Here is a 24155-nt window from a genome sequence, read left to right as displayed (position 1 = left end):
GAAATAAAGCATGAGCTCATTATGCCGTACGGTGTCCAGGGGGGTATACGAGGAGAACAGCTCGGACAGAGCAGACGTTTCGAAGCCCAGAAGTTCCTGAAAGGAGTATTCGCTGCCTGCAAACAGCTGCATATAGGTATTGACCGTATTGCGGGAAATACCCAGAACGGAACCTATTTTACGGTTACTGTAACCGTCCAGATGTAATGTGAGTATTTGTTTTAAGTCCATCGGATCAAGTTTGTTGGCCATATCGCTGTATTTAGAGCGACAAGGTAATTCTTTCCCGATCTTTTTGAAGTGGCACAATTCGAACCGTAAAAAACGGAGCGATGGAAGAAAACTAAACCACTAAAGTGGCATCATTTGAACCGTAATAGCTGGCACCATCCGACCGAAATGACTGGCACAAATCAAACCGTAATATCCACCCTTTGGGAAAATTCTGTTATTAATTTCCTTTAATCCATCTTCTGTTAAGTATTGATCCGTTTTATAAATTACATCATTTACAGAGTTTTTAAAATCCGAAATAGTCACCCAGGGTATCTTCCCTCCATAAAATAGCGAATTACTTTTTTTGGGAGTACCACCGCTTTTCATCTCACATATTTCTTTGAAAAGAACTTTCATTATATAATCATATTTTTAAGTTCATCCATTTCCTTTCGGATAGTGTCCTCTAGTTGAAAAATGGCTTCTAAAATTTCTTTTGGTGGATCGTAACTTTGTTCTTCGTATTCGAACTGTTTATAACGATTATAACTTAAATCAAATTCATTTAACTCAATTTCTTCAATAGGTACATAAAAATGGGTAAGTCTTTCTGTAGGGGGAGCGGTTTCTCTTTCATTGAAGCTATCTCTAGCAATTGGAAGTGGATTATCAGATAATTTTCTTCTGTTGTCATCTAAACTATACCCATCATTCTTCAATTCATAAAACCAAACTCTTTTGGTATTGAAATCAGTACTCCCTTCTTTAACTTTAGAGAATACTAAAATTGATGTTTTAACACCAGCATAAGGTTTGAAAACTCCACTTGGCAAGGAAATTACTGCTTCTATGCTATTATCTTTTAATAAAACTTCTCTCGTAGCTTTTTGATTTTTACTTCCGCTAAACAACACACCTTCCGGAATAATTACAGCAGCCTTACCTCCTTTACGAAGCATTTTAGAAATACGGAGTAAGAACAATAATTCGCTTTGATTACCGCAGCTTTTGAGCTTATCACTGACACCATCTTTATTTATTCTTCCAGTAAATGGAGGATTGGCAAGGATGATAGAATATTCTCCATCCTTATGTTGTGCATCATATTCTTTTGATAAAGAATCAAGGTTTTCAATTTGTGGGATTTTTATTCCATGAAGCATTAAATTCATTAAGCCAATACGCACCATATTTTGGTCAATATCAAAACCAAAAAAGGTCTTACTGTTTAGCTTATCCCAAATTTTTGAATCAGTAATCTTTTCTCCACCATTTCTCTTGAAACGATTTAATCCGTTTTCATCTTCTGTAATATTCTCCGCTTTTGTATATTTTGTGAGTATATGTTGGTATGCTCCCAATAAAAAACCACCCGTACCACAAGCAGGGTCGCAAATTTTATCATTTACATCAGGGTCTATCAGTTCACACATAAACTGAATGATATGTCTTGGTGTTCTGAATTGCCCGTTTTTACCTGAAGTGCCTATTTCATTGATTAGATATTCGTAAACATCACCTTGTGTATCTTGAAACTGTTGTCCTCCTTCTTGTTGTTTTTTAATATCTTCAAAAATGCTATTTATGTCATTAATAGCCTCCTTAAGCAATGTAGCATTGTTGATTCCGAAAACAGCATTTTGCATATGTCGAGTATAAGGCTGATTGGGATCATTTAAGCCTTTTATAAAAGGAAATGCTTTTTTACTTACTATTTCTAATATTTCATCCGCATTTTCTAAAACAGAAAAGTGTGACCAACGACAATCATCGGCGCTTTCCATCAACACTTTTCCATTTTTAGCTTTTAAAGGATTTCCATTTTTATCTAATTTTTCTCTGACAAAAAGAGTCTTGTGTCTTTTATTCTGATCTTGAGCTTCTTTATCTGCATCATCTATCCTACGTAAAAATAACAAATACGAAATTTGTTCAATTGCCGTAATTGGATTCGTAATGCCTCTGCTCCAAAACTTATCCCAAAGCTTATTTATTTTTGATTTTAAATCGTTTGATAACATACCAATTTATTATTTTCCTCCTGCCATTTCTAATAAGATTATTCTTTATGAATCTATATTATCAGTAATGTTTAAAATACGTTGATGCAATTACCTGAACAAACCACAGACACTTTCATGTATGGTAGTGTTTTGAAAAATGTACTTGCAACTGCTTAACAAAAATTGTTAATAAGGCTAAATATAAGAAGTATTTCGAGATCATTAGTTATTTAAAGTTCTCTACAAGATTAATCTACTGGATATAAACAAACAAGATTTAAATCTTGTTGTCCACAAAAAATTACAAGGGACAATATTCTTATTACTTTTTCTTAATTTAACTTTCGTCTCAGAGAAACTACAAAACATATAGTAATCTTCTTTCTATAATATTAACATATTCTATATATTTGAAGGAATAGGCCAATACTAGTAAATTTCCTAAAATGCGTACGAAGAAAGATTTACCATTAGCTATTTTAAAAGCCCTAAAGCCTTTTGTGAATCTAAAAGGTGACAAGTTTGAAGTAATTGCACCAGAAGATGCCTTGCTCCATGTTGTGGATAAAGAACCAGATTCAAATTTTCAATTTGTAATTGAAAAGTATCAATATGATAGTTCAAATAGTCGATTTGCCTGTCTTATAACCAAGTGTCCGAAAAGTTCTAATGATAATGGAATTCAGAAAAACTGGATAAACATAACATCATTAACAGATGAATTCAATGGATGGCTTAAACTACTAGAAGAATATGATACTACACCATCCTTTTTTGATGATCCTATTCTGAAAGCTTTTCAAGAGGAGTATTACTCTGAATTTGAAATAATAGATGACGAAGCTGAAACAAAACCTTTAAATACAAAACAGATTTTATTTCTTCGTGACTATCTAGAGGAACTAGATAAAAAATGAAAAGGCTTCATTACCGAAAAAAATGAAAAGGACATATCGGAAATTAAATCTGAAATATTACTCTTACAAAATAACCTCACAAATAAACCTAAGAAATGGGTAGTAAACAAACTCGCTACCGTTTGGGCTAAAATTACTAAACTAGGTATAAAACTTATGAAGGAGATCCTTCCCGAGGCAAAAAAACAAATAGTTGTTGAGAGTATAAAGGGTGTTTTTCTACTTGCTAAAGAGAACATTCAAGATTTATTTAATTAAGAGGGTTGTTATCCAATCCTAAGCTATCGAAGAGTTTAAGACAGTTATATATAGAAAGAAAATTATGGAAAATAAAGATATTCTAATGAGCGAAGACATACTCGTCAAGAATTTGGGTTGGCATAAAGACTCTAGAGGCATATTTATAAAAAGACCATATCCATTTGCAATAAAACAGGACAAAAATTCCAAGGAATTCCAAGTCGTTGACTTATATTTTCCTAATGACGGTCTTTATAGCATTGAGAAGAAAAGTATCCTATCGATAGAAGATTATAATCAAATAATGACACCTATACTAAAAGAGACTGGATCATTAAACCACACAGGTATTATAGATTATCAGATTAATTGTCTAATGGTTTCATACGGTGTATCTATGGAAAGTAGTTTGACTAAAATCAAGATGCTTGACGAAATTGTTAAAAGTAACCAAATTAGAAGATTTATTAATCAAAGCTTTAGCTCTGTAAATCCATTATTTAGGGTGAGTAATCTTACTGAGTTTTTAGAATTAAAATTCCAGGACAACAGTGATTTATCCTACATACAAGATAGACTAAAAAAAGACGATGAGCTATCCAATGAGATCAAAGTTAAATGTAAAGATACAGAAGACCATCTGAAACAAATTTTCGAATCGGCGCAACCTGGATAACTTATTATGGAAATCAAAAAAATTGACATAACGTCTACTTCTCTGGAAAAAGGTATCGATATTGCAAAGGGATTTGTTGAGAGACTAATATATCCATCTGCAGAAGAGCTAGGGCTTCTTTTTAAAGAAGGAATTGCTAAATGGCGTTTTAATAGGCAAGTACAAACACTTATTAAAACTCACGAAATTTGTAAAAAACACAAAATTAATCCAAAAACAATATCTACTAAACTACTTTATCCGTTGCTAGAATATGCTAGCTTAGAAGAAAATGAAAAATTACAAGATAAATGGGCAATATTATTAGCAAACCTAGTCGATTCAGATCAAAACATCGAGAATCATGTCTTTCCTTATCTTTTAAGTCAATTGTCCGTACAAGAGTTTGATGCTTTAGAAGATGCTTTTAATAAAAAGATAAGCAGAGTCCAAAAGCTTACTAAAGAATTAGAAGAACATTTCAATTCCTACGACCAAATAGAATCTGAAATAGATTCACAACTCGCCAATTATCAAAGCGAATTAGAGATTTGTAGAAGAGATAATCTGTCTGGTTCCAAACCTTATCGAAATCCTCAGAGCATACAAGAAAAGATAGACGAATTAAAGAATAGAAAAAAGAATCTTATACAAAAAAAGCCAAGAATTGAAAAGGACATTAATGAAGCTGAGTTGGTTACCTCAAAGAATCTAAGAAATTTTGAAATATCAAACCTTATTAGACTAGGAATAGTTAAAGAAGTTGTTCATTCATATGGCTATATTGATAGCAAGAAGATTAATGTTAATAAAGCGAATAGTTTTGATCAATATTGTGAAGATTATATAGATTTAGGAGATGTAAGTGTAACTATCGAAAAGGATGTAGTCGAAAATGAACTTACAGAACTCGGAGAATTATTTGTTAAGGCGTGTCAAGAGAAAGGAGAAGTTAATAAGTAGTCAAGACAATAGCTATTCACCAAAAAAACTAGATAATTCCAATCGGCAAGTCATTCAACAGTTTCTTTTGTGTACGCCAGGATGGGTAATATTGATCCATCAACAGAATAAATCTTTTGTTGTGATTACGCTCTAATAAATGAACCAATTCATGTACGATAATATATTCAATGCAGTCAATCGGTTTTTTTGCCAACTCAATATTAAACCAGATTCTTTTCAGATCAGTTGCGCATGAGCCCCATTTGGTTTTCATAACTCTAATCTTAAACTCTGGAAGATCAACCTGGAGCAATGCTGCATATTGTTGAACCATAGCCTTCAATTTGTTCCGTAATTCTTTACGATAAAAACGATACAAAATGGCTTTCTTTAATTGTAAATCTTCAATATCCTTAACATGTAAGATCATTTTTTTACCCAAAATTTGAATGGAATTACGATTTGACTGTCGAACATCTAATAAATAGCGTTCACCAAAAAGATAATGACTTTCTCGCGTAATCATCATTCTTTCATTTTCACGCGCTTGATCTCTGAATTTCCTTTGTTCTTTCTTTATCCATCCCAGCTTAGACGCGGCATATATCTTAACTTTCTCCAGATCATAAAAATCCGGAGATGCAATTGTAACCCGTCCCTCCGGTGGATGAACACTCAAATGGAGGTTTTTAATGGGTTTGAAAGTTACCTCAATCTCTACCTCAGCTATCTTCAAACTTTCAATATGCATTAGTACTCGTCCTTATGTGCTTCAATTATTTTATACACCACTTGCACCTTTTCAATATCTTTTACAACGTCGAAAATAGCCTTCTTAACAATATTTTGTTTGGCCAAATTCTCTCTAAAACCTTCTTGCTTGGAATATTGAACCGCATCCTCACATGCTAAAGCTAACTCTTCACTTTCTAAAGTATGGTACAGGGCTACCTTTCCTTTGGTATTTAAAGTACTGGGCAAATCGTCTTTTTTCCCCTGATTCACTTGGCGAACCAGTTCTGCCATTTTTACTAAATATTCCTGATAGGAAATCATTTCTTTTTTCCGTTGCTCAATCAATTCCTGAAGCAGTACCGACATGTGGTCGAAATATTTAGGATCTAAAAGATGTTCCTCTACAATTTTGCTACGTACATTATTTTCAATTGTTTCGGCAACAGCTTCTTTACTACCCTTAATTCCTTCAGGTAAAGTTTTAATCGCATCCTCGATATTACTCTCTAATAAATCGAGCAGTGAAATATCTTCAAAAGGTGAAATTGTTTCAGATTCCTCAGCCCGAATATAGGTATCAATTAGGAATCGCATATCAGACTCATAGGCTTTTAAATCAATTGTTTCGCCAGAAGCAATACGAATGATTTCTCTTAAATTCAGGTAATCATCTAATTTCTTATGAAATCGTTGAACTTCGACATCACTAAATGAAGTACTGTGAAAATCTGCTTTGATCGCTGTATAAGCACGAATATATTCTACAATGGCCTTGTACAATGCCATGCGCTTAAACTCATTTGATTTTAAATCCTCCGGATTTTCTGTGTTGCCACAGAAATAGTGAATATACTCTAAATCAGTTTTTGGTGCGGCAACATTTTCAATAATTGCTTCGACAGTTTCGTAAGCAGTCATTAATCGATCTACAGCGATTTTGACACGATCTTTCAACTGAATTTCAACATCCTCTTTTGTAAAACCTTCGCTATCCAACTCCGAAGTGTATACATTGATGGCATCGGTTACATTACCAAATAACTCCATGTAATCCACAATGTAGCCATAATCTTTATCGTCAGTATCTAACCTATTTACACGACATATAGCCTGAAACAAGGTGTGATCTTGCATTTTTTTGTCAATGTAGATGTAAGAACATGGAGGCGCATCAAAGCCTGTTAGCAGTTTAGAAACTACAATCAATAGTTTCATTTTAGCAGGCTCTTTTCGGAACTGCTCTTTGCTATCATCTTCGTATGTCTCAGTCTTCGATTTCGACCCTTTGACACTTACATTCTTTAATAATTCGTCGTAGGTTTTGTAGATAAAGGCTTTGTCTGTTTCAGTATCAGCGCCTGTATCTTCTAATGTAATATCGCCAATGTAAGGATTGTATGAGGTAATAACCGCACACCTATTCTTAAGCTCGGTTTGTAAAAATAGGTTATAGTACTTGCACGCTTCATAGATACTAGAGGCCACTAAAATCGCATTTCCTTTTTCACTGGCTAAACGTGGCTTGACAGAGAAATCCATCACAATATCGGATACGATTTTCTCCATTCTACTTTTAGAGCTCAATACATTCTGCATAGTGCCCCATTTTTTCTTCAATTCGTTGCGCTGAAAATCATTTAGGCCTGAAGTTTTGGCATCAAACCATTGATCTACTTTTGTTTGTGAAGTCAAACTTTGCTCAATTTTTCGGCCTTCGTACATTAAGTCTTTTACCACACCGTCCTGTACTGCTTCGTTGAATTTATAGGTATGAATGTATCGACCAAATACATCCATAGTGGTTTTCTTATCTTCTTTCAGTAATGGCGTACCTGTAAAACCTACAAAAACGGCATTGTGTAACACGGCTTTCATTACTTGATTCAATTTGCCACTTTGGGTACGGTGACATTCGTCTATGAACACAAAAATTTCGCCTTGCGTTTGTATTGGATTTTCTTGCAACTCTTTTAAGAAAGCATCAAAATCTGTTTCTCCTTTATTTCCAAATTTGTGTATCAGTGAACAAACCAATCGAGGGCGTGATGCCATCAAGAAATTCATTAACTCTTTCCCTGATCGTGTTTTTGCTATATCTGTTTCGCCTACATCATTAAACACACGCTCTATTTGATCGTCTAGCTCTGTACGGTCGGTTAAAATAACCAAACGTGAATTGGATACGTTTTCGAGAATCCATTTCCCTAGCATCACCATCATCAATGACTTGCCCGATCCTTGGGTATGCCAAATAATGCCACCTTCTTTGCGTTTTATGTATTCTTGTGCAGCTTTCAATCCAAAGTACTGATGAGGTCGTGGTAATTTTTTCACTCCAGCATCAAATACTACGGCATTGTATATAACATCTAATAATCGCTCTTTAGTGCAAAGCTTCTTTAGATACTTATCGAGTTTGTATTCTGTATTGTCCTGTTCATCCTCTTTCCAGGAAAGGAAATATTTCGCAGGGGTTTCAATGGTTCCGTATTTCAAACCTTGGGTATTATTGCCCGCCATCACAAACTGCACTGTGGTATAAAACCACTCGTTGAAAATTTCCTTTTGGTTGGATATGGATTGATTGACTGACTCTGCGATATCTGTAGTACCACGTTTTAGCTCCAATACGCCTAATGCAATGCCATTAACATATAATACCATATCGGGGCGACGTGTATGCTGCCCCTTGGTCAAGGTAACTTCTTCGGCAATGGCAAACTCGTTATTTTGCCAATTGTTCCAATCGATCGGAAAAATAGTGTCGAACTGCTCTCCTAATTCCGGTCGTGCTTTGATACCATAACGTAAGGTATTATAGAATGCTTTATTCCGATCGTACAAATTGCCCGAATTGGTATGCGCCAAATCATACAGTTCCTTCACGGCTTTGTTAACCAAAGTCTCGGTATAACCACGCATCAGCAGATTAGCTTTTAGCTTCTCTTCTTCTACATTGCTATTGTTATCTCGCTTCTCCCAATTGCCATAGTAGACATAGCCCAATTGCTCTAGGAATAGCTTAACTATACGGTTTTGTGTAATGCGCTCAATAGGGTTGATCATAAATCTTGGTTCTTTGATGTGGCAATCGCTATTGCCTTATGCAGTTTTTCTTTTAGGATTTCCTGCGACGGAAGTAATGTCAAGTATTCTGCTACTTTTATATTAGCCTGCTCCAGTTGCATGAGTTCAATATGTTCCTCATTTTTACCGGTACACAGTATTAATCCGATGGGGTTGTTCTCCCCTTCTATTTGTTCATTTTTTTGCAGGTAGCGTAGGTACAGTTCCATCTGCCCTTTGAAACCAGCTTCAAATTCACCGATCTTCAGGTCGATGGCAACCAGACATTTCAACCTGCGGTGATAGAATAGTAGATCAATGTAGTAATCTCTATTGTCTATGCTGATTCGCTTCTGACGGGCCATAAAAGCAAAATCACTACCCATCTCAATAATAAATCGCTGTAGCTCTACGATGATAGAGGTCTCTAGATCTTTCTCCGAATAGGTATCACGAAGCCCTAAGAAATCCAGAAAATAAGGATCTCTGAACACGAGGTCGGGTGAGAGCTGTTGTTCGTCTTTTAGTAAGGCTAAATCGCTAGAAATGGTTTCGTCGGGCTTTTTGCTAATTGCTGTACGCTCGTAAAGCATGGATTGGATGCGTTCTCTAAAGGTACGTACACTCCATTTTTCGTGTTTGCACATTTCTATATAGAATTCCCGCTTTAAGGGATCCTCTATAGGAATGATCGCTAGAATATGCGTCCAGCTTAATTGTCGTATCAGTGATACGACAATCTTTTCATCAGGAAATATCTCAGCAAACTGCATCATCCGCCGCAAATTTTTCTCTGAAAACGATGTCCCATATTCACTTTGTAATTGTCGCCACAGTGTAGCGACAATCTGCTTGCCGTAGCTTTGTTGCTTGTCGTACTGCTTTAATTCTTTATTAATAGCAGAGCCAATGCTCCAGTATAGCATACTCATGGTAGCGTTGACCGCTACAGCTACTTGCTGTTTACTATCTTCTATCAACTGCTTGATAGTAGCGAAAAGTGGATTATTTTGTTCTAATTGGCTCATAACCTAAATTTACAAATAATTTTATAGCAAGCGAATTCTACCCGTTAGCAACTCTTGCATCATCCCTTGTTTGATCTGTCTAGCTTTTTCTAATTGTGTAGTTAAGGCTTCCAGCTCTGCATCCATATCGGATAGGATTGTAGCGATGCGAGTTTGCTCGGTGAGGGAAGGGAGTGGAATTTCTATTCCCTTGACATCACCACTATTAATGGCTGGGTAATTAGACCCAATAATTAAATTGTTTATTTGGTTGTTTACGAATGAACCGAAAAAATGGTAATAGATAAAAGCACTACATTGATTAGTTCTTATAACAGAAAATCCCGTTGAACAGACAAAATCCGTCGATTCTGAAATAAATAAAAAGTGTGATAATAAATTCGGCCGAACGGTAGAAATTAATATATCTCCTTTTCTCAGTACTCTCCTGGCTCTCGAAGGTGATGTCGAATATTTGTGTTCTGTATATCCCAAAAGTTTTCCTTCATCTACATTTTCTAATGATATGTATTTAAACTCATAGTCTGAATTAGTATTCGATGATAAATTTTCGGAATCAATATCGCAGAAATCCCCCAACTTCTTCACGTCCCAATCCTCTTTTGGAGTCAGCAAGGTTTGCATTGCGCCTTGTTTGATCAGGCGTTTTTTGGCGATAAGTTGCTCTAGGCTTTCGATCCACGCATCAGCATCCGATAATGCATTCGCAATGGCTTGTTGCTCGGGTAAAGGTGGCAGTGGGATAGAGAAATCTCTTATCTTAGACATTGAAAGACTTGGTTGAGCACCAATACTTATTCTATCCTCAATCTCTTTTCTAATATATTCGCTTAAAAAATAATTATAGATAAAAGAAGTCGATACATTTTCTTTTTCAATCTTTATCTTTGCAGTATTAGGTCCTAAATGAAATTTATTATCTTCCTCAATTAAATAAATTGGTCCAATTGTTCCAACATAAGCGAAGACTAAATCGCCTTTAGATAATTTACTTCGATACAAAAAATCTGAAGTTTTTTTAGGTATATTTTTAACATCAGATAAATCCAATCTATTATTAGTAATGTTCGTTCCTCTGACTACAATTATTTCACCTCCATCCTTGTAACTATTAAAATATTTTGAATACTCAAAACCAGCAAGTTTTGTAATGAAACAGAATTCTCCCAATTTTGCAACCTCCCAATCATCAGGGATCAAGCCAATCTCCGTTTGTTTCATGCCTTTTACCATGCTAATCCCATTTGTTTTAGATGAGCAGACACTTTTGTTTGAGCGTCTAATACCTGCGATTCCAAAGTCGGTAGCGTGTTGGCATAACGTTCTGCTAAAGCTTTAATATGCTGGCTCAGGTTTTGGCTTACTTGTTCTTGTTCTTGTGCCAAGGCATTTTCCAGATAGGCTTGCCATTTGTACTCAATAACTAAGCTTTTGATATCAGCTTCGCTAAGGCTTGGGTATTGGGTTAATACCTTTGCTTCTAACTCCGCATTTAATACATTAATTTTTGCCTTGGATTTCTTGATGTTAATTTCCAATCCCAAGTACTCTTCCAAAATTTCAAAACTATTCTTGGCTTCGTAAAGAACCTCCTCTTCAGCTGCCACGCCAAAATCAATTGGCTCAACCGCTTTCAATTTCTTAGTAGGTTTTAATTGCTTTAGCAATTTATTAATTTCAGAAGCATTGATCTTTTCCAAATCGGCAAACAAGCCATCTTCCGCACTTTGCTCCTCTTCGATTTCTTGCATACGGCTTTGGTATGTTTCCACCAATTGCTCAGCTTCGTTAATAGCATTTCGCTCTGCATCAAAATAAATATTAATCAGCAAATCTGGCGATATCATTCTGCCTTCAATACCTGCCAAACCTGTCACCTCTTTATCGGCTTTGGTTTTTCCGTTTCTGTCGGGTTTAGATTTTATAAGCAATCGCTGATACTCATTACCCGCTTTCCAACCATCCATTGCAACACTATACACATCGTCTTGCATGATTTCGTTCCAAAACTGCATCAAATGCTGGTACAGATCATAGTTGTCGATCAAAGCATTGTCACTAAGGCTGGCAAACAATTGCTCGCTGGCATCAGCTATTACATCTTTAGGATGTACGCCCTTGTCTAAGGCATTCCATTTTGCTTTTTGCGTATTCAACCATTCTTTAAAATGCGTTTGCAAGTTTTGGTTGTACCCTACAAATTCGGGATGTTCGAATATATGGGATTTCAACTCGGAAAGACTTCCTTGCAAGGCATAAAAACCAGGACGTTCTTCACTAAACAAATCTTTTTTAAGATTGGGGAATACTTGCCAATAGGCTTGCAAGGAATCAATATCCGCCTTAGGAATACCACCCAATAGATGGGCTTCAATATTTTGGATATCCTCAGCTTCCTGTGTATCGATATATCGTGGTATATTGAGGTTGTAATCGTTTTTAGGGTCTGCAATTTCGGTCATTGATACCATTCTGCTGTATTTTGGTAGCTCAGAAGAATGACTGAAAACGTCAGTCATTTTACGGATATCTTGCTCGCGAAGACGATTTTTGTTACCATCTTTCATGAAGCCTTTGCTCGCATCGATCATAAAAATTCCTTTGCGATGCTCGGCATTCTCTTTGTCCAAAACTAGAATACACGCTGGAATACCCGTGCCGTAAAATAAGTTGGCTGGTAAGCCAATAATGCCTTTGATGTAGCCTTTCTTTAATATGTTTTTACGGATTTCACCTTCAGCATTTCCACGGAATAATACACCATGCGGTAATACTACCGCAGCTTTACCTGTTGCTTTTAAGGATTTGATAATATGCAATAAAAAGGCATAATCCCCATTTTTCTCTGGGGGTACACCCAATTCGAAGCGTGCAAATTCATCGCTGTCCACATTCACGCCATTGCTCCAACTTTTTAGGGAAAACGGCGGGTTGGCGACCACATAATCAAATCGCTTTAAGCTGCCATCGGCTTCTTTGTAGGCTGGACGTGTCAAGGTATTATCTGCAACAATCTCCGCAGTGGGACTATTATGTAAGATCATATTCATCTTCGCCAAGTTGGCGGTAGCAGTTTCTTTTTCTTGTCCGTAGAGGGTTATATTTTTCCCAGACTCATTAGCAACCTTTAATAACAATGATCCCGATCCACAGGTGGGGTCATAAGCTGTCGTTTGATTGGTCGAATTGGCTGGTGAAATGCCTATCACTTTTGCCAATACCCGCGAAACTTCCGCAGGGGTATAAAACTGTCCTTTGGATTTTCCGGATTCTGTTGCAAAGTGGCGCATCAAAAATTCGTAAGCATCCCCCAAGATATCATCGCCCTCCGCAGAGTTTTTGGCAAAATCCAAGCTAGGATCGTTGAAGATACGTACTAGGTTGGATACAGTATCAACCAAATCCTTGCCTTTTCCCAATTTGTTTTCGTCATTGAAATCAGGAAAATCGGTCAGCTTGTTGGCTTCTTTAATGGGGTTAAGAATCTGCTTGTTGATCTTATCACCAATCTCTGTATTTCCAATCAATGCCACCATTGCATCAAAAGAAGCACCTTCTGGAACGGTGATTGCTCCAAAAGGATCGCCTTTGTATTTGTCGGAGATGTACTTGACAAATAACATAGTCAGTACGTAATCTTTATATTGTGAGGCGTCCATGCCTCCACGTAGTTCGTCGCAAGAAGCCCAAAGTGAGCTGTATAATTCTGATTTTTTAATCGCCATAAATTCTGATAATCAAGATCTTAATGATCAATAGATTTTGGCCTTAAAATAGACTTTATTTAGCACTTAGGCAATAGGAAAATGCTCTAGTTAAAGCTTATTTTTGCTTGTTTAGCAGTTGTATAATGCTATCTTACTCTTTAAGTAGTTATTTGCATTAAGGTTGAGATTTGGGCCCCTTTTGTAATTCGCAACTTAATTAATATTACTTAATTCTGCGGAAGCGCATTTTTATCATTAAATTCTACTATTAACTTACGCATCATTCCTTTGTTACTAAAATGCCGTCCGATATCAACTACTTTTTCATGAAAATCTGTAGATCCATCTGGCCGTTGATAATGGAAAATCTTGATAGATTTACAATTATGATGGTCAAATACCTCCTTAAACATTGTCCGATCAGACAAGCCACAAGAATGCCCTATCACATATACTTGATAGATATCCTCATTTAGAAACCGTATTAAGTTTCTATAGTTTGGCGTCCTCAAATATTGATAGGATTTGATATGATCGAATAGTTCGTTCATGCGCTGCTCTTCAAATTGTAAATAGTTCTTATCGTGTTCATCTCCAAAGCCAAAAATAATAGGATTGTCAGGATTATTTAATTGTCCGTGGATATGATTCAGTTCTACCCATGTAAAGTATTTCTTTTCCATACCTTTAAGATATGTATCAAATGTATTGGTGTAGTTAAAGTTCAGAATATGAGCCTTGTGCAAAGTTGGTTTATCGAGCGTATGGTCGTTGCCGAGTTTTCGTTGCAACTCGGCAAAATCGTCAATAACCGTATCGAAATCCAAAGATTCGAATGATGAGTTAAGTATATCTAACAGTTTGGTATTTAATGAAGGTGTATGATTATGCTCTATTAAAGTAAGGTACTCTTGAAGTTTTGCTTTGATAAATTCGAACTCACTATTTATGAGTTTTACTTCATTTAAATCAAAAGACTTGTTTTTGAAGATACCGCCTGAGTCCAACAGCTCGTCGAAATACATACTTTCAATATCCACCCATCCACAGTCAATACAATTGATAACCATTTGCTTAAAAAATGTGGATTTAAATTCTACTTCATGGGCTATGAGTTTGGCTATCTCAGCATATTCGTTCTTAATGCTACCATCTTCTAGAACACCATCTTCAAAAAAAATCAGGTATCTATTTAATACCCCCTTTTCATATAGATAACGGATAAATCCTATTTCTCTAGATTGACTGATAAGATCCATCAACCTATGATGATTAAGTACCTCTACCCGGATAAAATCATCTTCAAAGAAATGACCATTATTATACAAGCTAGCACGGTTAAAACACTCACCTAAATACCAAAATATAAAATCCTTATAGCTTGTCTTCAGGCCATGCGCTAGATCGAATCCATTGCCGATTAGTATTAGTCTATTCATATTTTAGATTTTCTTTCATTATTTTTATCTTCTGATAAAGAACTTTCTATCTCGATACCCTCAAATAATAGATCCAAATTTCTTACTCCTTTAAATAAAAAATCATCATATTCATGGTTACTGAAAAGATCCATCGGATTAAACTCTTCCAAGATTAGATGACTATTTAGATTATGAAGAATCCTGTAATCAGTAAAAAACCTATTACCATCAATATTATTTTTCAAGAGGTGTCTTTGTACCTCCCAGTCCGCACCGTATCCTCCCAACCAATTATAATACAGTAGTACAACCTCATGATTAGATAATTGTGCTCTGAATATTTTCAAATATTTACGCTTATCCTCATAAGATAGCAGTTGACTCGGTTGACTAACGACATGCTTCACTAGTGAAAACATATGTCTATAATAATGTCCTAAACGAATTTGATGCCCCCCAAATGGCTTATAACTAAAGTCTAAATGAATACTTCTTTCTAAATTACCAAAATCAATATATCGAGGTATATATCTTATTCCAATTTTTTCGTGACATTTCCTTAGGCTTTCCAATTCTCCATAGACACACTCGTAAAAAGCATTATTTATACTTTCATTTGAAAGTAGTTCTTTACCCATTCTTTGTTTGTTGAAAATTTTAATACCAGAAAAAAAGATATTGTAAGCAACTTTTATCATATCGTGTTTAATCTCTTCAGGAAAGCAAAATCTGTCGTTGCTAAAATTAGGGTCGTTTCTAGCATAACACTTAATCAACAAGACCCAAGTAGCCTCGAACTCGGCAACTAATAAGTAAAAGATTTTACGACCAACAATATTTTTAGACTTCCCTTTGTTAGTTTCTTTAATATGATTATTCACCTTTTCATATAAATCTTTAGTCTGATTTGGTTCGATCTTATTCTTATATTCATACCCCTCGACACTCATCTCATTTACATTTTCTTTATGAAGTCTTAGCATTTCATAAAACTGGGATTCGAATTGTTGGAGCTTAAATTGATCTTGTAATTGTTTGTTGGCCTGATATTGCGAATAAAAAGCTATAAATGTTAATATTGATGCTGCAATTGCAATAAAAGGACTCATTAGGTCGTTCAACTTACCTCCAATCTTCTCATATGAAAAAAATAAGTCTGGATTTAAGAAAAAGAATGGAGATAAAATTGCTAATACTAATGAAAAGACCGCTAAAAGCACTCCTATAAGAATATACCTCTTTTTTAACCATTCCTTCTCTTTTAAAAGATACGAGAAACAGATATAGATACAGATGAAAAAGCCTAGAACTCCGATACAAAAGGAAATTATGTATGAATTTAACATGTTCTATTTTTTAAATTTTATGATTTAGGTCTATTAAATTTTGTAATAAAGGCTATTAATGCTCTTGTTTAAATATGGATATTGGTTTATGAGTGTACAGCAAGATGATCTTTGAACTGCTGCTCCAAAGAATCCTAGTTAATAATAAACGGTTTGGTCTCTCCTATTCCCATATGTACATTTATGTCACCTCCAAGATACCTGAAATCTAATAATGAATCAAATAATATTGTATGAAAATACAAGGCTGATAAACACCTTGTATACGGGAGCATATTCACAATGATTTCTCTGACATGGGATACCCCAAGAAATAAATAAACGTCATACAATATAGCCCCTGCGGACGCAAGGGCTATGTTTGATCTAATTATACTCCGCAGGGATGCGGATTCTTAAATTATGAATAATAAATATAACTCTTATACCTCTAAAATTTTTATAAACCTCTTATCCAAGAGAGCATAACATCTAGCACCTCTGGAGAGAATGTTTCTTCAATGGTAGCGTACTCAAAAGCAGCACCGGTCTCTGCGGTTTGAAAAAGGTGATTTAAATTAGGGAATGACATCACTTTGAAATTTTTGTTTCCTCCTTTTTTCAAGGATTGTTCAGATCCCGCTAAATTTTCAGAAGCATTTACTTGCACATCTAGCTCTCCATTCAAAGCTAAAACTGGTATTCGCAGCTGTTCGAGAATAGGTGCTGGATCATATTTCAAAAAATAGCGCATCCAAGGCAAGAAAAAGCGACCAGCCAGCTGATCAATATTACTATTTGCCTGCTCTCCCTTAAAGCCCATTTTCTCTAAAAATTCAACAGGCTGTTCATCTAACCAGGATTGCATCTTTTTTGCAAAAATTGGCTTGAGCTCTTCATTATCGGGATAATCTGCGGCAAGCCCTAACAGCATTTTAATAAATGAATAAAGCAATATTTATAGGTTGTCCTGTGCTTTAAGCTTTGGGAAAAATGAATTGGCATAACTATAGTTTCGTATCCTGTCCAGTTCAAGTTCATCCAGGTCATCCGCATGCTCGAGCAGTATCTCCATCGGTATTTCGTAATCCACGCCATCCGAATAGGCAATAAACCGAAACAGGCCATGTTGCCACACATAGAATAGAATTCCTGGACGGAGATTTGCGTAAAAGTAGCAGTATATCATCTGCTCCGTCATTTCCCTGTTTTTCGATTCGACGACTTTCACCGCGATACGCTCCAAGTACCAACAGAACCGATGAAACCACCGATCCCTCAACTCCTTGTCATAATAGTTTTGCACCGTCTCGATAAACGAAGCCTCTGATCGGTTCATAAAGATCTGACGGGTGCCATGTTCCAGCAGACGGAATACATATTTGCTCTCGCTCGGCATATTCGAAGGTTTTCTAACAGCTATGCATCCCTCCATCGCGTCATGCTCCAAGAGCTGCATCAAGGTGCTGAAGTCGGGGGTGTACTCCAAGAGTGTACAACCTGACAGCCGGATCTTTCCGGTATCCGATCTCACTACTCGTCTATAATAGATTACCTGGTTCTTATCTAATGGCCCACTTGGCTTACGTTTAAAATTATTGATATGAACGAATGCGGCTTCCTCTCCATTGATCCGTACATTACCAAACAATTTTGTATTGTCAAACCATTTGACCCGTCCAAAATTAAAGTGCTGTTCGTGCCGTTCGCTAAAGGCATCCTTCAAGCGTGTAGCGAGATCGTTTTTATCGGGTCGATTATCTGTCGAGCGAAATTGTACAATCATCGGTGCACGTTGCATATCGATGATCCTTAGCTCAGTGGGCCATTCATCCTCCGGCACTTCCATCTGGCGGAGTTTGGACCGCTCTGTCCTCAAAAAGTGATTTTGACGTGCTTCTTCAAGTGCTTCATCGATAAGTTTTGGATCTCGGATGATCTCCTGTTCGACTGCCCAGTCGAAGATCTCTACGGGACTTAGTTGCAGAAGTTGGTATGCTCGTCCGTTGACATGACGATGTTGGAACAGCATTGACCCAAAATCGGGGTCGAAGGCATCAATAGCGGCATGCGAATTTTCATAGTTAAGATTGATGTAAATCAGCATAGGTACTACCGATCTCCCTGTCCGTCGCAGGACATCGAAGCTTTCAGACAATTGTGCGTAGGCCTTTGTTAGTGCCTTACGTGACGAGGATACTTTCAGCTCACCGATGGTGAGTGTATCCTTTCTGTCAAGTACAAAGTCTATTTCCCTAAACCGTTTGCTGTATTTGTGGTCACGTCCCCGCTGTTCGAAGGATAGTATCCTATTTTCCTGCCCCCCATAGGGTGCTACCCATTTTCGGACAGCGCGTTCAAGCAGGACAGAAATCTTGTCGGCATATAAACGCTGGCCGTAGCTTTCTCCAATCCGTGATCTTGTGAGGCGCTGTCTCTCCACATAGCTACGGTATTCAGGGTCACTGGCCGTGACCAAGGAAATATTCCGTGTGCGTGTGCGAGGATCCATAATCTTTTACATTTTGGTATGGTTTATCGTTAACTAATTGCGTTGAAAGTTTATTGATGTCCTTTCAAGCCCAGCTAAGTAAAATACAAGATACATATTTTTTTGCATAAAACAATAACAACGCGCTGGTATTAAGTAATTTATAAATTTAAGTACGTTGACGCTGAGTCTGCGCTAAATGAGAAATGTTTTTAATATTCTTTTTTAATCACAAAAAATGAACCTCTGATTGTTCCTGCCAATTTTGATTTCTGCCGGGCAAATTTAAATTTGTTCAGTTCCTCCGGCACTTCCATACCTTCGGAAAGTTTGAAACCTACGGCTCTTTTCTTTGGGTTGTCCAAGGTATATAGTACATTAATGGAAAGACCGCTTTCATAAAAAACAAATACCCACTTAATTCCTTCTACAAGTAGTGACGCGGTTTCTAATGGTTTTGATGCAATGACAATATTGCGTTCTTCCTTTAGAATCTCTGTGACCCAATCCAAAGTTTCTTTGCTATCTGAAACTGGAGTTGTTACAAATTCTGCTTTGTATTTGTTTTGAAAATATCGGGCTTCATTGGCTCGCAAACCAGCAAGTGCAGATGCAAATGGTGATGTCTCTAATCCTTTGTCGTTAACATTTTTAAAATCTACTAAATAGTTCATAATTATATTTATACATTAATACTGAAGACGGGGTCTACTCGCTATTTCCTATCATTTACCATTTTAACTCTAGCCAAAACCTCCTCTACTAAACTATCCATTCTTGAAAAAGCAAACCACTTTTTTCCCAGATCTTTTAACGATGCGCCGATATGGTAAAGCTCGCTCCCGTCAATAATAAGAAATCGGTCATGGCTCTGCTTGAATTCATGAATCGCAACAGCTTCTTTCTGAACTGTCAAGGATTCCTTGACAGTTGCTTGCTTGTCTAATTCCCCTTCTTTAAAGCAGTTGGAGATATGCAGACTAATGTTTTGCTTTGTCTGCTGAAATAATTCTGCCATTTGCTGTTGAGATAACCAAACCGTTTGGTCCTCTATCCTTACTTCGATCCGTTCCGGTAAATTATCAGCTTGGTAAAGTATGATTTCATTGTTAGCCATGGATCCTCATAATTGGTATTAAAGCTTACTGTCTATTTAATCGGTTATAGGCTAATATACTTGTAAATGAACAACTAAACAAATAATATTGCATAAAACACAAGAATCATAAATAGCTTTTGTAAGGGAAACTGTGGCGCTATCGGTTATATTAATAAATGAATCAATTGGTGAATGGATGGGGCGTAAGGAGTGTATAGACTGTTTTCCTTTGTCTGTTAAATTAGAATGTTAAGACTTTGACTTTATCATCAAATAGATCGTCGCCTTTGAAAAAACATGGTTTAATAAGATTAACACGTCATGTTTTAATAAAAATAACACAGCAGGGTTTAATAAATCTATAAGAATATGGCAACATACCCGTGGAAAGAAGAGACGAATATATGCAGGCGTAGAACAGGATATAGAACCTTTTACATCATTTGTTGGTCACCTAATTAGTGAGGGAATGAAAGGAAAATCTGTGGCTGGATTGCCAGAATAAATTTTCTAAAAAAATACTCTTTTGACTTTGTCTCCTTAGGCTAAGTATTGACGTCTAACTGTTTTGGTGGATGGATATCGTATGCAAATATTTCCTTTTCGAGCAGACGTAAAAGATCACCAAAGTCTTCGCGCTCGTGCAGATAGTTAGTTGGCATATTGTTTCGGATTCATCTGCTGCAGTACGGGTTGTAATAACTTTTTGGTCTTGGAATGTCCGTACTTCCGAACCGCATATTTTAGTTTATTATAATCCATCGTCTTTCCTTTAGCTAGAGCATTGTTTAGAACCATCTCTCGATCTTCTGCTAAGGTATCAAGGTGATTGACTAAATCGACCAAAAGAAATTCGAGTGTTGCTTTTTTTGGGAAATACGGTGTCTTGTGAAAGAAAAATTTCTTACCGTTTAAATCGACCTCACCATGGCGTTTATGATTGTATACGACACGCTTGTTGTATAGCTGGGTCGTGCCTACCCTTAACGCATTATAGCTGTTTGGTGACGTCAATAGAAAATGGTCATCTTTTAAAAAACTACGCACCAATACCTCGTCTTCAGGAGGAACTGCTCCAAATACCGATCGTTTAGGAAAATAATACAAACCGGAGGCTACCTTCTCTAGGGTGCCATCGTCGACTAATTGCGCTAAATGCCTATCTACCGCATTAGAGTATCTGGTCAAGTTTTCTCTGCGATATACTTTACCCGGTTTTAGTTGTTGCTTTAATTCTGCGACTCTGTTCATAACATACTCCTCTATAAGCCTTATACAAGGATACGAAACAAGAGTTTTATTTGCAATAATTCGGATTTAAAATTCATGCATAAAAAATATGTAAAAAGCTATAATACAGCGTGAATTCAAACAATAGATATTATAACACCATATTGGCGGCTTATTGCACTGTATAAGTTGATAAGGTATCGCAGCTATTGCCGTTTATTGACGGACTTTCTATTACTACCCTCCGTATAGCGCTCCTATCCTACTCTTTTCGTATGATATCGTACAATTGATCTAGACTACCTGCACCTTCTGTTCGGTATACCATATTCCCCTCGGGATCTAGAAGTATCGTCGTGGGCAATGCTTCGATATTGAACAGGCCTCCTAAATAGCGCTTACTGTCTAAATAATGTAACCAATTAAGCTGCTTGTCGCGGATGACATTGGCATAAACGAGGGAATCTCTATCGGAACTGATGCCGATTATCTCTAATTTATCTTCTGGTATATCCTGACGCAATTTCTTTAGTGAGGGCATAGCGGCCATGCAGGGTGGACACCAAGTCGCCCAGAAGTCAAGGAGCACGTACTTGCCATGTAAGCCCTTTAGACTGATCAGCTCTCCATCTTGTCCCCGAATGCTAAAATGAGGTGCTGCGCCTTGGATCGGCGGTGGACTGATCTTGTTGGCAAGCTGTGCAAACCACCGCTTCCCGCCTTCGCTATCCGTAAAAGTCGAGGAAAAGTTATTTTTTATATGGTATAGTAAATTCGAAAAATATACACTGTCACTGGTGTTGCGAAAAAAAGTAGCCATATCTGGATCGACGATCTGATTCTTGAAATAGTAGAAGGCGAAGTAATCATCTGGGTAATCTTTTAACACAGCCATAGTACTAAAGGCTAGTTTTTTGCGCTGCTGCTGCATAACATGTCTAACGGAATCATCTGACCTTAACAGATGTCCATGTTGCTGATATATTCTCCCGACTTGGTTGAGTTCTTCTTTTGTTTCTCGACGGACCCTAGTTAATATGGTATTGGACGTGGTATCCCAGATATTATTGGTGCCATTGGATATCGAATAGTGAAGCTTGTGCTGTCCTTTAGCTTGTAGATCTTTACCTAGGGTTATAAAAGTCGGGTCTTCGTTTACGAAAAAAGCTAACATGGAATGGTCTCCATACGCAAAATCAAACATCGCATATGGTGCATAGATGTTTTTTTGGATTCGAAGCTCTCTATTCTCCAGTCCTGATTCGACGAAATGGAAAAGCAAACCGTCATCGTAATGAAGCAATAGGCTATCAAGATCAATAGTCTTGTCCAACCGAATCGTGACATCCATCATTCGCTGTCCAAATACTATAGACGAAAATCCAAGCTGGAGAAATACGGAGAAAAGTAGGAAATATACACTTCGAAACATGGGCTCTCTATCATTAAGTTCAAATCAAACTTAATGATTAGATTGTCCAAACGCTACTCTCCTATTAACATTTAACTTTTTTTAATATAGGTAAGCATATAACTGCCATCTTCAAAGAAGAGGAATTGGAAGAGCATTCAGTTGTCACAAAATTTGCGACAACTGCCAAAGATGGAAAAGTTTATCAAGTCGAGTACTACAACTTGGACATTATCATTTCCTTTTTTTACGTTCTAGACTTTTGACTGTGGTGTCAATAAAAGAAACAAAATCTTTTTCGACTTTGGACAGTTCATTTTGGGTTTTCTCCTTATACTTAGCATATTCTAGCTCTGCCTTTTTTAGCGCTTGATCATGGCTGATAGTACCCGCATGTTGTAATACGTCATTGCCTACCATACGCAGAAAATCATCTAGGCGTGTTACCCAGTCCTGCATATACATGGGCTTGCGATTCAATGCCTGCAACTCGGCCAGCTCCAGGTAAGCAGTGACAGTACGATTGAGAATATCGAGTTCTTCTTCCGTCAGGTAGTTCTTTGCTACTTGTATCTCCAACTTATTTGGCTGATCGCCTTTGAAGTTTGTTAAGCCCAGATTGGGCTTGTCAGCATCGATACGGTTATAAATAACCTCTGCCGCTGTATTTCCATGCGCAGCAAAGTGCATCTTATTCTGCACGGTCTTGAAAAATAGTTGGGATACCTCTGTCGCAGGATCGTAGTCAATACTGGTGGCATAGATATCCAATACTTTGCGCCAGAAGACCTTTTCGGAGGAGCGTATATCACGGATACGGGCCAACAACTCATCAAAGTAGTTGCCTCCTCCGGCTTGCTTGAGCAACTCATCGTTCATCGTAAAGCCTTTGACAATGTACTCACGCAGACGTGCTGTTGCCCATTGGCGAAACTTAGTACCTTGATGACTCTTGACACGGTAGCCTACGGAGATAATGACGTCAAGGTTGTAATATTTCACCTCCCGTTCCTGTGTTTTATCTTTTATCGCACCATGCTGAGTGGTGTGTCGGAAATTCCGACATACCAGTATTTCCTCAAGTTCGCCCTCCTCAAAGATATGCTTGATATGCTCTGTAATCGTAGTTCTTCCCTTCTGAAAGAGTTCTGCCATCTGGGCCTGTGTCAACCATACTGTTTCATTCTCCAAACGGGTCTCAATGCGGGTGCTGCCGTCATCGCTCTGATAGATGATTATATCACTCTGCTGTTCCATTGTCTAAAAGTTTAAAATACCGTGCAATAGTTTGTCACTTATTATGAGAAGTATGCGTCATTTTTAACTAATGTATTGTGTTGATACGGCTTTAAGTATGCAAAATAACCTTTTTTATAGCGATAAACAAGGTGGCGTGCACGAAATTTCGTAACTATAGGATCATCCAATATGCGAAAGTCATCATCGATGCCTTGCAGGTCTTGATCGACAGAACCTCACTTTTTGATATTATTTCTTTTGTTATAATAGGCTGCCTCGCGTTGGGCAAATGCTTCTTCGCGCATCTTATTTCGGTAGGCAACATCGTTAATCCATTTGGCCAGTAAACGGTCCATCTTGGTGAGGTGGTACTTGAGACACATAGGACAACGATAAGCCCAGAACTTGTAGCTCTTCTTCTTGACAG

The 24155-nt window shown here is 37.1% G+C and carries 21 protein-coding genes; 3 read left to right on the top strand and 18 right to left on the bottom strand.

Annotation, left to right across the window (positions count from 1 at the left end; translation table 11 throughout):
* The 3 genes from M472_RS44880 to M472_RS28825 all read right to left on the bottom strand — a co-directional run.
* A partial coding sequence (locus tag M472_RS44880; protein WP_200859601.1) for a LuxR C-terminal-related transcriptional regulator occupies nt 1–252 on the bottom strand: 252 nt, incomplete at its 3' end.
* A 99-nt stretch (nt 253–351) separates the two neighbouring features.
* Nucleotides 352–633 carry a restriction endonuclease subunit S gene (locus tag M472_RS28830; RefSeq protein ID WP_021069331.1) on the bottom strand — a complete coding sequence of 94 codons (282 nt, stop codon included), beginning with the start codon at nt 631–633 and terminating at the stop codon, nt 352–354.
* On the bottom strand, nt 633–2237 hold the full coding sequence (locus tag M472_RS28825) for a type I restriction-modification system subunit M (RefSeq protein WP_021069330.1): 1605 nt from the start codon (nt 2235–2237) through the stop codon (nt 633–635). The genes M472_RS28830 and M472_RS28825 overlap by 1 nt, the downstream gene beginning before the upstream one ends.
* 428 nt (nt 2238–2665) lie before the next feature.
* On the opposite strand from M472_RS28825, the gene M472_RS28820 reads away from it, so the two are divergent.
* From M472_RS28820 to M472_RS0122480, 3 genes are all read left to right on the top strand, one after another.
* The gene (locus M472_RS28820) at nt 2666–3136 is read left to right on the top strand and encodes a hypothetical protein (RefSeq protein ID WP_021069329.1); all 471 of its coding nucleotides are present in this window, start codon (nt 2666–2668) and stop codon (nt 3134–3136) included.
* Between the two features lie 322 nt (nt 3137–3458).
* Entirely contained in the window at nt 3459–4052 is a 594-nt protein-coding gene (locus M472_RS28815) for a hypothetical protein (RefSeq protein ID WP_021069327.1), read from the top strand.
* 6 nt (nt 4053–4058) lie between these two features.
* Nucleotides 4059–4994, top strand: a complete 936-nt coding sequence (locus M472_RS0122480; protein WP_021069326.1) for an Abi-alpha family protein — start codon at nt 4059–4061, stop codon at nt 4992–4994.
* A 28-nt stretch (nt 4995–5022) separates the two neighbouring features.
* On the opposite strand, the gene M472_RS28810 is transcribed toward M472_RS0122480, so the two are convergent.
* The 15 genes from M472_RS28810 to M472_RS45405 all read right to left on the bottom strand — a co-directional run bounded on the left by M472_RS28810 (nt 5023) and on the right by M472_RS45405 (nt 24111).
* The gene (locus tag M472_RS28810) at nt 5023–5727 is read right to left on the bottom strand and encodes a M48 family metallopeptidase (RefSeq protein WP_021069325.1); all 705 of its coding nucleotides are present in this window, start codon (nt 5725–5727) and stop codon (nt 5023–5025) included.
* Nucleotides 5727–8777, bottom strand: a complete 3051-nt coding sequence (locus M472_RS28805) for a type I restriction endonuclease subunit R (RefSeq protein ID WP_021069324.1) — start codon at nt 8775–8777, stop codon at nt 5727–5729. The genes M472_RS28810 and M472_RS28805 overlap by 1 nt, the downstream gene beginning before the upstream one ends.
* Nucleotides 8774–9805, bottom strand: a complete 1032-nt coding sequence (locus M472_RS28800; RefSeq protein ID WP_021069323.1) for a PDDEXK nuclease domain-containing protein — start codon at nt 9803–9805, stop codon at nt 8774–8776. The genes M472_RS28805 and M472_RS28800 overlap by 4 nt, the downstream gene beginning before the upstream one ends.
* Nucleotides 9806–9826: 21 nt before the next feature.
* Nucleotides 9827–11026: a restriction endonuclease subunit S gene (locus tag M472_RS28795; RefSeq protein ID WP_158499876.1), complete on the bottom strand. Its 1200-nt coding sequence runs from the start codon at nt 11024–11026 to the stop codon at nt 9827–9829.
* 5 nt (nt 11027–11031) lie between these two features.
* The gene (locus tag M472_RS28790) at nt 11032–13530 is read right to left on the bottom strand and encodes a type I restriction-modification system subunit M (protein WP_021069321.1); all 2499 of its coding nucleotides are present in this window, start codon (nt 13528–13530) and stop codon (nt 11032–11034) included.
* 209 nt (nt 13531–13739) lie between these two features.
* Entirely contained in the window at nt 13740–14951 is a 1212-nt protein-coding gene (locus tag M472_RS44385) for an AbiH family protein (RefSeq protein ID WP_021069320.1), read from the bottom strand.
* Nucleotides 14948–16279: a putative phage abortive infection protein gene (locus M472_RS28785; protein ID WP_021069319.1), complete on the bottom strand. Its 1332-nt coding sequence runs from the start codon at nt 16277–16279 to the stop codon at nt 14948–14950. The genes M472_RS44385 and M472_RS28785 overlap by 4 nt, the downstream gene beginning before the upstream one ends.
* A gap of 439 nt (nt 16280–16718) precedes the next feature.
* Nucleotides 16719–17213: an alpha/beta hydrolase family protein gene (locus tag M472_RS28780; protein ID WP_144062651.1), complete on the bottom strand. Its 495-nt coding sequence runs from the start codon at nt 17211–17213 to the stop codon at nt 16719–16721.
* A 3-nt stretch (nt 17214–17216) separates the two neighbouring features.
* Nucleotides 17217–18770: a cold-shock protein gene (locus tag M472_RS28775; RefSeq protein ID WP_021069317.1), complete on the bottom strand. Its 1554-nt coding sequence runs from the start codon at nt 18768–18770 to the stop codon at nt 17217–17219.
* 191 nt (nt 18771–18961) lie between these two features.
* Complete coding sequence (locus M472_RS28770) at nt 18962–19423, bottom strand: hypothetical protein (protein WP_021069316.1); 462 nt, start codon at nt 19421–19423, stop codon at nt 18962–18964.
* Between the two features lie 41 nt (nt 19424–19464).
* A complete protein-coding gene (locus M472_RS44380) occupies nt 19465–19866 on the bottom strand; it encodes a hypothetical protein (RefSeq protein WP_021069315.1) in 402 nt (133 codons plus the stop codon).
* A 633-nt stretch (nt 19867–20499) separates the two neighbouring features.
* Complete coding sequence (locus M472_RS28765; RefSeq protein WP_021069314.1) at nt 20500–21099, bottom strand: hypothetical protein; 600 nt, start codon at nt 21097–21099, stop codon at nt 20500–20502.
* A gap of 241 nt (nt 21100–21340) precedes the next feature.
* On the bottom strand, nt 21341–22510 hold the full coding sequence (locus tag M472_RS28760) for a TlpA family protein disulfide reductase (protein ID WP_021069313.1): 1170 nt from the start codon (nt 22508–22510) through the stop codon (nt 21341–21343).
* Nucleotides 22511–22723: 213 nt separating this feature from the next.
* Nucleotides 22724–23746 carry a virulence RhuM family protein gene (locus tag M472_RS28755; RefSeq protein WP_021069312.1) on the bottom strand — a complete coding sequence of 341 codons (1023 nt, stop codon included), beginning with the start codon at nt 23744–23746 and terminating at the stop codon, nt 22724–22726.
* 218 nt (nt 23747–23964) lie between these two features.
* Complete coding sequence (locus M472_RS45405; RefSeq protein ID WP_158499875.1) at nt 23965–24111, bottom strand: hypothetical protein; 147 nt, start codon at nt 24109–24111, stop codon at nt 23965–23967.
* Between the last annotated feature and the right edge of the window lie 44 nt (nt 24112–24155).

The organism is Sphingobacterium paucimobilis HER1398 (assembly GCF_000416985.1).
GTDB lineage: Bacteria > Bacteroidota > Bacteroidia > Sphingobacteriales > Sphingobacteriaceae > Sphingobacterium > Sphingobacterium paucimobilis.
The sequence above is the reverse complement of the archived record's forward strand: the minus strand, read 5'-3'. Positions and strand labels throughout refer to the sequence as shown.